We start from the raw sequence: 10,507 nt of genomic DNA, 5'->3' as shown, positions 1-10,507 counted from the left end.
GGTGGGCCTGCCGCAGGGCCTGCAGGCCATGACGGGTCAAGAGGCGAGGGGACCCACACACCACGGGACGGCCCCACGAAGCCAGAGCAAGCCCCCACCCCACGCCCACCCCACCCCACGCCCACCCCACCCCACACCCACCCCGCCCCCCGTCCCCGAACCGCGACCCCGGATTCCCGCCTCACCCCCCGTACAGATGCTTCAAACACTCATAAGCCGTCGGCAACGTGTCCAGCAGGATCCGCTGCTGCCGCTTGACCGCCGTGAACACCTCGTCCGCGGCCGCGGCCCGCTGCACGTGGTGGGCGAGCGCCGGCAGCGGCCGTGCCGGCTCCGTCCCGAGGCCGGTGAGGATGCTGTAGTAGTGCCCGTCCGTCCAGACGGTGCGCAGCTCCGCCTCCGGCCGGCCGGCCGCCCCGTAGTACGCCGCTTCGTCCGTGGCGGCCGGGACCACCGGCAGCCCCGCCCGGTAGCCGGCCGTCTTGCGGCGCAGCCCGGCCGGCAGCTCCGGCTCCTTGACCGCTCGCCAGAACGCCGTGTCCGTCCGCGGAGCGAAGGCCAGGTGCGCCCGGACGAAGTCCCGCGACTCCTCGAACACCTCCTCGGTGTCCCGGTTGTACCCGTCCGCCAGCGCCGGGTCGAAGTCACGGTCCGGGAAGTGGGTGACGAGCCGGTGCAGCGCCGAGACCAGGAAGTGGCTGTCGGTCGGCTGCAGCGGCCCCAGCGAGCCGGCCGCGGTGCCGACCGCGACGACGTTGCCGACCCAGGCGCGCCGGACCCGGCCCACCCGCAGGCCGACCACGTCGAACCCGCCGCGTGCGGCGTCGGCGCCCCACAGCGCGTCCAGCTCGGCCACCGCCTCCTCCGGCGTGGTCAGCGCGCTGTGGTGCACGTGCCCGGTGGTGAATCCGGCGCGCAGCGGGGTCCGCCACACCCAGCCGGACGGCACCGCCACCGCCGAGGTGTACGGGTCGACGGTGTCGGACCGGTCGGCGTGCGGCACCCGGGCCACCACCGCCCGGTCGCAGAGGAGTTCACCGGAGAGGTCGAGGAAGGGCTCGTCCAGCTCCCCGCCGAGGAGCGCGGCCGCGGAGCCCGAGCAGTCGACGAACAGGTCCCCCTCCCACCGGCGCCCGTCGTCGGTCCGCACGGCCGTCACGAAGCCGCGCCCGTCCCGCTCGGCACCCGCGAAGCGGCCCGCGACGGCGCACACGCCCGGCTCCCGCAGGGCCAGCCGACGTACGAACCCGGTGAGCAGGGCGGCGTCCAGGTGCCAGGCGTACCGGGTCGCCGCCCGGCCGTCGAGCCAGCGGGGCGCCAGCCGGGCGTCCATCAGCGGCGGCTCGCGGAAGCAGGCGTAGTCGAAGGGCTCGGTGGTGCGCCCCTCGCGGGTGCGCAGCAGCCAGTACGAGGACAGCGGCAGCCCGTCGCAGTCGGGGAGCAGCCCGGTCGAGTGGTAGAAGTGGTCGGGGCCGCCGCCCGGAAGCTCCCGCGGTTCGGCCGAACAGGGCCCTTCCGTACGCCAGTTGACGAACCGCGTCGCCGTCCGGAAGGTCGCCCCGCAGGCCCGCATCCATGCGTCCTCGTTCACGCCGAGCAGGTCGAAGAAGCACCGGTGGAACGGCGGCAGCGTCGCCATCCCGACCGCCCCCGGCACGGGGGCGTCACCGGGGGCCTCCAGCACGGTGATCCCGACCGTGCCCCGCAGCGCCCGTGCCAGATGGGCGGCGGTCATCCACCCGTCGGCGCCGCCGCCGAGGACGACGACCTTCTCGATGCGTCGGCTGTTCATACGGCGGCACTCCTCGCGGACGGCGCGGACGGGCGCGGGCTGGGGCTGCCAGCTTCACCCGGGCTCCTATAGGTGTCCTGTAGCGGTCCGTCCGCCGCGTACAGGTTTTTCATAGGAACGTCGTAGGACCCCCGGCCACCCTGAGCCCGCGAGCCGTGCCGCCGCCCGACCGCAGCCCTAGGGAGACACCGATGAAGCGCAGGTTCCGTACCAAGCCGGCCGTGTACGCGCTGGCCGCCGTGACGGCCGGAGGGCTCCTCTCCGGCTGCATGGGCAGTGCCACCACCGACTCCGCCAGCTACACCGTCGAGTCCGCCGTCACCTCGCTGAACGTGAAGACGTCCGGCGGCACCATCGAGGTCGTGGTCGGCAGCGGCCGGGGCGTGAAGGTCACCGAGAGCCTGAAGTACGACGGCGACAAGCCCCTCACCACGCACCGGGAGCGGGACGGCGAACTGACCCTGACCGCCCCCAAGGACTGCGGCGGCAGCGGCATCGGCGGCTCGACCTGCCAGGTCGACTACCGCGTCGAGGTGCCGAAGGCCCTGGCCGCGACCCTGGACAGCGACGGCGGCAACATCGTCGTGGAACGCGCCGTCGCCGGCCGCTTCACCGCCCGCTCCGACGGCGGCAGGGTCACCGCGGGCTTCGCCGACGCCCCCGACGCGGTCGACGTCGACAGCTCCGGCGGCAACGTCGTCCTCCGCCTCCCGGACGGCACCTACGCCGTCGACGCCTCCTCCGACGGCGGCGAGCAGAGCGTCCGCGTCCGTACCGCCCCCGACTCCCCCCACAGGATCCGCACCCGCACCGACGGCGGCAACGTCAGCCTCCTCCCGGGGAGTTAGCGCGTCGGGCTCCTCCGGGGGAGTCGGCGCGTCGGGCCTCAGACCGGCGCGGGGGCGAACTCGTGGATGGCGTCGTGGCCGGGCCGGACGATGCCGTAGGTGCCCTCGGGCACCTCGTTCCAGGCGCCCGGCAGGTCGCCCAGGGGCTCGGAGACCACGAGGCGCGTCTCGTCGGACACCTCGCGCAGGAACTCGAGGTCGGGGTGGAGCCTGCGCAGGGAGTCCACCCGGGTGCTGTAGAAGAGCGTCCGGGACTCGTGCCGGCTGGAGTAGCGGAAGGCCCATACCGATTCGCCGTCCGTCACGGCGACCGTCATCTGCAGCGGGTCCGCCACACCGTGCTCCCTGCCGACCGCCTCGACCACGCCCGCCATGCGCGCCACGGCTCCCGGCGGGTCCTCGTCGAGACCGAAGGTGAGCGCCAGGAAGAACATCATCTCGCTGTCCGTCGTCCCCTCGACGTCGGCGTAGAGGGAGGGGTCGACGCGCAGCGCGAGGTCCCGGCGCAGCTCGTGGAACCCGGCGACGGCGCCGTTGTGCATCCACATCCAGCGCCCGTGCCGGAACGGGTGGCAGTTGGTCTGCTGCACCGCCGTACCGGTGGACGCGCGGATGTGTGCGAAGAACAGCGGGGAGCGCACGTGGTCCGCGATCTCCCGCAGGTTGCGGTTGTTCCACGCGGGTCCGGTGTCCCGGAAGACCGCCGGCGCCGCGATGTCCTCCTCCGCGTACCAGCCGATGCCGAACCCGTCGCCGTTGGTCGTCTCCACCCCCAGACGGGAGTGCAGACTCTGGTCGATCAGAGAGTGTGCGGGCTTGTAGAGGATGGTGCCCAACAGCACAGGAGTCCCCGAGTACGCGAGCCAGCGACACATGTGATCACCCCATATCCCTCCCAGTCTCGCCCGCACCCGCCCTGATCGCCACGGGGGACGGGACCACCCCCGCCCCCGCCCCTCCGCCGCGCCTAGCGCTGCTCCGCCAGCCACTCCTCGAAGGTCGTCGGCGCGATGCGGGCGCCTTCGCGGGGCAGCAGGACGTCGCCGGCCATCTCGGGACCGAAGAGCCCCGACCACGTGGGCACGAGCCTGACCGTCCGGCCCCGCGCCCGATGGGTGCGGCGGGCCATGTCGACCAGGTCCTGCGTCTCGGGCCCGGCGACGTCGGCGTACCGGCCCTTCGGCCCGCCGGCGGCGATCTCGGCGAGGACCGCTGCGACGTCCGCGGGGGCGACGGGCTGGACGAGCAGCGGCGCGATGGTGGCGACGCCGTCCTGCTCGGTCCAGTCGGCCACCATCGCGGCGAAGTCGTGGAACTGGGTGGCGGGGACGACCGTCCACGGCACCGCCCCCGCGGTGACCAGGCGCTCCTGCTCGCGCTTGCCGGCGTAGTGCGCGTTGCCCTCGGTCCGCTCGATCCCGACGATCGACAGCAGGACGTGGTGCCGGACCCCGGCACGCTCCTCGGCCGCGAGCAGGTTCCGCGTGGTGGTGCCGAAGTACGCGACCGTCTCGGCGGTGTCCCCGGCCGGCGCGTTGGTCGCGTCGACGACGGCGTCGACCCCGGCCAGGGCCTCGTCCAGCCCGGCACCGCTCGACAGGTCCACGCCCAGCGAACGGCTGATGCGTGCGACGTCGTGTCCGCCCCGCTCCAGGGCCTCGCTGGTCAGCGCGCCGATGTTGCCGGTCGCGCCGGCGACTGCGATCCGCATGGTCATCCTCCTCGTGTCGTGCCCGGCCCGCCGCCGAGATCTCGCTGCTCCAGATGGTCGGGGCCGTCGACGGCGCGTCCTCACCGTACGAGTGCCGGGAGATCCGGCAGCAGGGCCGGGGGCGCCGCCGGCGGACGAGTGCCGCACCACCTGCATCATCGCCGTGAAGATGGCCGAGGCCCACGAGGCCCGGCGGGACTCCCTCGCCGGATCCACCCTCGCGGACATCCTGGCCACCCTCCCCGCCTCCGTCCCGCCTTCCGGGGGCATTTCGTGCACGGGTCGGGCCCGCCCCGTGATCTAGGCTCGGTCCGTGGGGCGACCTGAGCAGCACGTCGAAGGCGTAGGACCCTTCGCCACCCGGGTCACCTGGACGCTGCCCGACGGCGGGACGGCGGTCTGGGAGTCACGGCAGGCACGGCGGCGAGGAGCGCTCGCCATCCGTGCCCCGGGCACGGACCCCGTCCGGCACGCCCGTGCCGACGAGGTCGCGATCGGCCGCCTGCGCCGGCTCAACGCCGTGGCGGCGACCGCCTTCGTCATCGGCGGGGCCCTGTTCGCGGCCGGTGCCGGCATCGCCCTGTTCGGCTCGGGCGACGCCGTGGAGAGCGTCTCGGTCTACTTCGCCGGCGGCCTCTTCTTCAACACCGGCGGCTACGCCTCGCTCCTCCAGGTGGTCAACGCCCCCCGCCACCGGGTCGGGCACCGGGGCCTGGTCACCCACCGCTGGCGATGGTGGAGTTTCGAACCGATGCGGCTGGACTGGCTGAGCGCGTTCCTCCTGTTCACCGGCACGCTCGTGTTCGGCGTGAACCTGGTGGACTCGTTCCTGCACGGGCTGAGCGCGCAGCAGGTCAACCGGCTGATCTGGGTGCCCGACGTGGTGGGCTGCGTGCTGTTCCTGGTCTCCGGGCACCTGGCCCTGATGGAGGTCTGCCACGGCCGGATCCGGGTCCTGGCGCGCGACCTCGGCTGGTGGATCGTCGCCGTGAACCAGCTCGGATCCGTGCTCTTCATGATCTCGGCCCTCGCCGCGTTCACCCACCCGGCCACCGGGAGCATGGTCAACGTCAACGTCGCCAACTGGGGCACCCTCACCGGCGCCCTGTGCTTCTCCGTCGGCGGCGTCATGCAGTACTTCGAACGCCCGTGAGCCCCGTCCGGCCGCGCTCCCGGCACGCCGGCCGCCCCCGGACCCGCACGCCGAGCCGCCTGCGCTCCCGCAGCCCGTGGGCCGAGGAGGCCTCGGTCCTCGCCCGCCGGCACGCGTCGGCCCGTCCACCACCGGATCACCACCGGCTCAGCACCGGCTCAGCACCGGCTCAGCACCGGCTCAGCACCGGAGACGGTCCTCAGGTGGCGGCCCACGGCGGTACGGCGGGAAGGACCGTGGGGCCTTCGGCGCGGACGGCTTCGATGACCGCGTCGTGCAGGGCGCGGCTGGCGTCCTCGCTGGGGCACGCGACGGGGCTGCCCGAGAGCGTCAGCCAGTGCGAGCCCCCGCTGTACTGCACGGTGACGTGGGCCAGACCGTCGGACTCGGTCCACGTGGTGTGGACGTCGAGTTCGCCGTCCAGGATCCCGGCCTCGTCGGTGCGCACTCCGCCGCGTCCGGCGAAGACGCCGCGGGTGGTCCATGATGCCCAGCTCATACGACCCTCCGGGCTCAGCCCCTCGTGGTTCCTGCCGCCTCGTGACAGGCGCGGGAGCTCCGCTGTTGCCAGGGTAGACCGACCCGCCACCGCACGGCGCCGAGCAACGCCGCAGCTCCGCCGATCATGCTCGGGCACACAGGGCCGCCTTCTGGATCTCGCCCAGTCCGGTCCCCAGCGGGAAGGGCACCTTGTCCTTCAGCTCCGCGCCGAGGTCGTAGAGGTTGACCGCGAACACCAACTGCCGCTCGCCGTCCGCGGTGGTGAGGGCCATGCTCATGAAGCCCGGTCCGGCCCCGTCCGTGGCCCAGACGCCGACCCGCTCGGCCTTCCGCCCCGATCCGCAGGTCACCTTGCCGCGCTGGACTCCGAGGCCGTACGCCGGCTTTCCGCGGAACCGCACCGTGGTCAGCAGCTCGCGCTGCTGCGCGGGCCGCAGCAGCCTGCCGCCGAACAGGGCCCGGTGGAAGCGGGCCAGGTCGTCGACCGTGGAGACCATGGCGCCGGCGGTCCAGTCGTACGACGGGCTGAACCGGGTCACGTCCCGCCCCGCCAGGTCGTAGCCGTGCAGGTGGGGGCCGTGGACCTCCGGGTCGGTCAGCGGGAAGGACGTGTCCTTCAGGCCGAGCGGGGCGAGGATCCGCCGACGGATCTCGGAGGGCGCGCCGTGCCCCGTCACCGCCTCGATCACCAGACCGGCGAGCAGGTAGTTGGTGTTGGAGTACCTGACGTTCTTGCCGGGCTTGAAGTACGGGGCGTGCCGGACCGCGCGCGCGATCACCTCCCGCGGGGTGTACACGTAGCCCCACTCGTGACGCTCCAGGTAGGGGGCGAAGAACTCCGGCTCCTCGGTGGGGTCGTAGATCCCCGAGGTGTGGTTGAGCAGCTGCCGGAGGCTCACGGCCCGCCCGTCGTTGCCGGCTCCCCGGACCACGCCGGGCAGCCAGCGCTCCACGCTGTCGTCGAGCGAGAGCCGTCCCTCGCCCTCCAGCTGCAGGAGCACGGTCGACACGAAGGCCTTGGTGTTGCTGGCGATCCGGAACCGCTGGCCCGGCCGGGCCCGCTCGCCGCTCGCCCGGTCCGCGAGCCCGGCCGCCAGCCGTGACTCCCGCTCGCCGCGCCGGGCGTACGCGACGACCCCCGGGAACCCGTCCTTGACGGTCTGTTCGAGGGCCGCCTCGAGGCCGGCGGCCGGCCGGGCCGTCACACGCCCCTCGGCCCCCGCACCCCCCTGGGGAGCGCCCGCGCGCTCCTGCGCGGACGCGGGAAAGATCCCCGCCACCGCCACCACGCACATCCCCGCCAACAGTGCCGTGGCCCGTGCCCGTGCTGTCACCGATCGCTCCTGCCCCTTCAATCCGCGTCGTTCGCGCCCCCACCTGCCGGGCGGCCGCCGCGTTCCCGTCGTTCCCGCCCCACCCTGCCGGGCGGCGGCCCCCGTTCCCCATCCCGCTGACGCCCGCGTCCACCCGGGGGTTGTCCCCACCCCGCACCGGCCGTCGGTGCGTGTTCTCCGATCGCGCCAAGGGCCCACGGGGCCGGTCGCGTTCGACTCCGGACCGAGGGCTGCCGCCGACCGACGACGGCCGCTGTCCTACGAGAGGTGGCCCCGGCCGGTCCGCGCCGTGCCGGGATCCAGGCGGGTCAGGCCGCCGTCAGGACGCGCGGGCCGGTCGTGGTCACGGCCACCGTGTGCTCGGCGTGCGCGGCCCGGCTGCCGTCCGTGGTGCGCAGGGTCCAGCCGTCCCCCGCCGTCACGTAGTCGTCCCCGCCGCCCCCGATGACCATCGGCTCGATCGCCAGCACCATCCCCGCCCGCAGCCGCATGCCGCGCCCCGCCGGGCCCTCGTTGGGCACGCCCGGGTCCTCGTGCATGGAGCGTCCTACGCCGTGGCCGCCGAAGCCGTCGGGCACGCCGTATCCGGCGGCCCGGCAGACGGTGCCGACGGCGTGCGCGATGTCGCCGATCCGGTTCCCCGGCCTGGCCTGCTCGATGCCTGCGGCCAGGGCCGCCTCGGCCGTCCTGATCAGTCGTCGGTCCTCGGCCCGCTCCCGGCCGACCGTGAAGCTGACGGCCGCGTCGCCGACCCAGCCGGCCAGCTTCGCGCCGCAGTCGACGCTGACCAGGTCCCCGTCGCGGAGCCGGTACCCGTCCGGGACGCCGTGCACGATGGCGTCGTTGACGGAGGCGCAGATCACCCCGGGGAAGGGCGTCGGGGCGAAGGACGGCCGGTAGCCGAGGAACGGCGAGTCCGCCCCCGCCGCCCGCAGCACGTCCCGGGCCACCTCGTCCAGCTCCCGCAGCGACACCCCGACGTGCGCGGCCTCCCGTACGGCGGCCAGCGCCCGGGCGACGACCCGCCCGGCGGCCCGCATCTCGTCGATCTGACGTTCGGTCTTCAGCTCCACCATGCCAATAACTATACCGGTATAAGAATCCCGGTCGCGGGGTGCGGCGACGGAGCCCGCGGACGGGGTCGAGGAGGACGTCCGGTATTAGAATCGGGGGATGGTCCGCACCCCCCTCACCCCCGAAGAGCGCGAGCGCGGCGAACGGCTCGGTCGGCTGCTGCGCGAGGCGCGGGGCAGTCGCAGCATGGTCGAGGTCGCCGCCGCGGCCGGCCTCTCCGCCGAGACCCTGCGCAAGATCGAGACGGGCCGGGCGCCGACCCCCGCCTTCTTCACCGTCGCCGCCCTCGCCGCATCGCTCGGCCTCTCCATGGACGACCTCGTCCGCCGCTGCGCACCCCTCCCGGCCCCCCGCGCCGCGTGAGCCCGGCCGTCCGCCGGGCGCGCGCGACGGCCGGGCCGAAACGGCCGGGGCCCCGGGGCGGCGGCCCGCCGTGGCGGTGCGCGGCCCCGGGGCCCCGGGTCGTCCTCAGGGAGTCCGTCAGTGCGCGAGCACGCCGAATTCCCTGCCGGTGAGGACCTGGGAGTCGACCGGCGCCTCCACGACGCGGGTGGCCGAGGTCCCGGCGACCTTGCCGGCCTTCGTGCCGACCGACCAGACCGCCGGCGTGGTCGCCGCCACCGGGACGGCGAGCTCGGGCTGCTTGTCGTTGTTCAGGTCCGTGACCTTGAGCTGCGAGCCGATGCGGAACGTGCCGGCGGGGCGGGGCAGACCGGTGGCGTTGTACGCGTACCACGCGGCACCGCTGCCGGTGACGCCCTTGCCCGTGCCCTTCAGCACGTAGAAGCCGCCGCCGCTGACGTAGCAGTGCTCACAGGTGGGCTTCCGCTCACCGGGGGCACCGATGATCAGCTCGGGGTAGCCGTCGAGGTTGAGGTCGGCCGCGGCGAGGGAGGCGCCGAAGCGGTCGGCCTTGCCCACGGTGCCGGGGATGCCGTCGGAGTCCTCGGTGAACGTCCGGACGCCGCGCCGGTCGCTCACACCGGTCGAGGTGCCGAAGTTGACCCGGACCAGGCCCGCGGCGTAGTCGGTGTCGATCTGGCTCTCCGCGTCGCCCACCGCGATGTCGCCGTAGCCGTCCTTGTCGAAGTCCGCGACGGCGACGCTGTTGCCGCCGCGGATCGTGACCGGGGTGATGCGGAGGCCGGAGGACCCGCCGAGGAGCACCCGGCCGCGCATGGGGCCGTCCATCCGCCGCTCGCCGAGGACGACGAGGTCGTCGGCGGAACCCCTGTCGATGCGGCCGACGGCGATGCGGGCCTGTGCCAGCCCCTCCTCGAAGACGGGGTAGTTGCGGCCGAGGTCCAGCTTCCTGGGCGTGGTGGCGCTCGTACCGTCCGCCTTGAAGGGGCCCCGGAACAGCCAGAGGGAGGTCTGGTAGCCGACGACCAGGTCGGTCTTCCCGTCACCGGTGAAGTCACCGGCCTTCAGGACGGTGCCGAAGCCGGGCCGGCGCTGCGGGTCGGGCATCAGGGTGCCGCCCTTGAGGCCGGTGGGGCTGCCCCACAGCAGGCTGACCTGGTCGCCGCGCGCGCCCACGGCGAGGTCCGCGTAACCGTCGGCGTTGAAGTCGCCGTTGGTCAGGACCTGACCGAAACGCCGGCCCTGGGCGGCGTCGCCCGGTACTCCGGGGCTGTTCTGGGTGAGGACCTTCAGGCCGCTCTTCTGGGCGCCGGACCGGCCGCCGTACGAGACGGTGACGTAGCCCGCGCCCGGCAGCTGCGTGGCGGCCCCGTCCGTGCCCGTGGCGTTCACGGTGGCGTCGGGGGCGCCGATGGCCAGGTCGTGGACGCCGTCGCCGTTGAAGTCGTCGGAGAACCGGCTGGGCGCCGGACCCGGGGCGGCGGCCGCGGCCTGCGTAGCGGTGGAGACCAGCAGGCCTCCGGTGAGCGTGGTGGCCGCCGCGGCGATCGCGACGGCGTGACGGATGTGGCGTCGCACGTCCGTTCCCCCTAGGTGTTTCGATCAGCTGAACACCCCCAAGACCCCCGGCCCCCCGAAAGGGTTGTACGCCCCCGCGGATCCCGCCCGGACGACCGGTACTCCTTGCGCCCTTGACTTCGTCGGGCCGCTGCCCGAACCTCGGCCCACCCG

General features: G+C 74.0%; 10 protein-coding genes. 3 read left to right on the top strand and 7 right to left on the bottom strand.

Annotation, left to right across the window (positions count from 1 at the left end; all coding sequences use genetic code 11):
* Nucleotides 1-181: 181 nt before the first annotated feature.
* On the bottom strand, nt 182-1,792 hold the full coding sequence (locus ACIQCH_RS29665) for a tryptophan halogenase family protein (RefSeq protein WP_402585891.1): 1,611 nt from the start codon (nt 1,790-1,792) through the stop codon (nt 182-184).
* A 191-nt stretch (nt 1,793-1,983) separates the two neighbouring features.
* On the opposite strand from ACIQCH_RS29665, the gene ACIQCH_RS29660 reads away from it, so the two are divergent.
* Entirely contained in the window at nt 1,984-2,640 is a 657-nt protein-coding gene (locus ACIQCH_RS29660; RefSeq protein WP_402585889.1) for a hypothetical protein, read from the top strand.
* A 38-nt stretch (nt 2,641-2,678) separates the two neighbouring features.
* On the opposite strand, the gene ACIQCH_RS29655 is transcribed toward ACIQCH_RS29660, so the two are convergent.
* On the bottom strand, nt 2,679-3,515 hold the full coding sequence (locus tag ACIQCH_RS29655; protein ID WP_402585887.1) for a class II glutamine amidotransferase: 837 nt from the start codon (nt 3,513-3,515) through the stop codon (nt 2,679-2,681).
* A gap of 92 nt (nt 3,516-3,607) precedes the next feature.
* Nucleotides 3,608-4,351 carry an SDR family oxidoreductase gene (locus tag ACIQCH_RS29650; RefSeq protein WP_402585885.1) on the bottom strand — a complete coding sequence of 248 codons (744 nt, stop codon included), beginning with the start codon at nt 4,349-4,351 and terminating at the stop codon, nt 3,608-3,610.
* Nucleotides 4,352-4,664: 313 nt separating this feature from the next.
* On the opposite strand from ACIQCH_RS29650, the gene ACIQCH_RS29645 reads away from it, so the two are divergent.
* A complete protein-coding gene (locus ACIQCH_RS29645) occupies nt 4,665-5,504 on the top strand; it encodes a hypothetical protein (RefSeq protein ID WP_402585883.1) in 840 nt (279 codons plus the stop codon).
* Nucleotides 5,505-5,703: 199 nt separating this feature from the next.
* Here the strand turns inward: ACIQCH_RS29645 and ACIQCH_RS29640 are convergent, their stop codons facing one another.
* The 3 genes from ACIQCH_RS29640 to map form a co-directional block, all read right to left on the bottom strand.
* The gene (locus ACIQCH_RS29640; protein ID WP_402585881.1) at nt 5,704-6,003 is read right to left on the bottom strand and encodes a hypothetical protein; all 300 of its coding nucleotides are present in this window, start codon (nt 6,001-6,003) and stop codon (nt 5,704-5,706) included.
* A 124-nt stretch (nt 6,004-6,127) separates the two neighbouring features.
* The gene (locus ACIQCH_RS29635) at nt 6,128-7,339 is read right to left on the bottom strand and encodes a serine hydrolase domain-containing protein (RefSeq protein WP_402585879.1); all 1,212 of its coding nucleotides are present in this window, start codon (nt 7,337-7,339) and stop codon (nt 6,128-6,130) included.
* A gap of 308 nt (nt 7,340-7,647) precedes the next feature.
* Complete coding sequence (gene map, locus ACIQCH_RS29630) at nt 7,648-8,415, bottom strand: type I methionyl aminopeptidase (protein WP_402585877.1); 768 nt, start codon at nt 8,413-8,415, stop codon at nt 7,648-7,650.
* 97 nt (nt 8,416-8,512) lie between these two features.
* Here map and ACIQCH_RS29625 point away from each other — a divergent pair, with 97 nt between their 5' ends.
* Nucleotides 8,513-8,776, top strand: coding sequence for a helix-turn-helix domain-containing protein (locus ACIQCH_RS29625; protein ID WP_402585875.1), 264 nt, complete (start codon nt 8,513-8,515; stop codon nt 8,774-8,776).
* 117 nt (nt 8,777-8,893) lie between these two features.
* Here ACIQCH_RS29625 and ACIQCH_RS29620 read toward each other — a convergent pair whose 3' ends face one another.
* On the bottom strand, nt 8,894-10,354 hold the full coding sequence (locus ACIQCH_RS29620) for an FG-GAP and VCBS repeat-containing protein (protein ID WP_402585873.1): 1,461 nt from the start codon (nt 10,352-10,354) through the stop codon (nt 8,894-8,896).
* Nucleotides 10,355-10,507 lie beyond the last annotated feature (153 nt).

Origin of the sequence: Streptomyces sp. NPDC093225, from assembly GCF_044753805.1 — a bacterium.
Classification (GTDB): Bacteria; Actinomycetota; Actinomycetes; order Streptomycetales; family Streptomycetaceae; genus Streptomyces.
The sequence above is the reverse complement of the archived record's forward strand: the minus strand, read 5'-3'. Positions and strand labels throughout refer to the sequence as shown.

Excerpts from the sequence above, each read along its gene's own strand:
- ACIQCH_RS29660 (WP_402585889.1), top strand. The coding sequence starts at position 1,984 with ATGAAGCGCAGGTTCCGTACCAAGCCGGCCGTGTACGCGCTGGCCGCC.
- map (WP_402585877.1), bottom strand. The coding sequence starts at position 8,415 with ATGGTGGAGCTGAAGACCGAACGTCAGATCGACGAGATGCGGGCCGCC.
- ACIQCH_RS29640 (WP_402585881.1), bottom strand. The coding sequence starts at position 6,003 with ATGAGCTGGGCATCATGGACCACCCGCGGCGTCTTCGCCGGACGCGGC.
- ACIQCH_RS29625 (WP_402585875.1), top strand. The coding sequence starts at position 8,513 with ATGGTCCGCACCCCCCTCACCCCCGAAGAGCGCGAGCGCGGCGAACGG.
- ACIQCH_RS29665 (WP_402585891.1), bottom strand. The coding sequence starts at position 1,792 with ATGAACAGCCGACGCATCGAGAAGGTCGTCGTCCTCGGCGGCGGCGCC.
- ACIQCH_RS29650 (WP_402585885.1), bottom strand. The coding sequence starts at position 4,351 with ATGCGGATCGCAGTCGCCGGCGCGACCGGCAACATCGGCGCGCTGACC.
- ACIQCH_RS29655 (WP_402585887.1), bottom strand. The coding sequence starts at position 3,515 with ATGTGTCGCTGGCTCGCGTACTCGGGGACTCCTGTGCTGTTGGGCACC.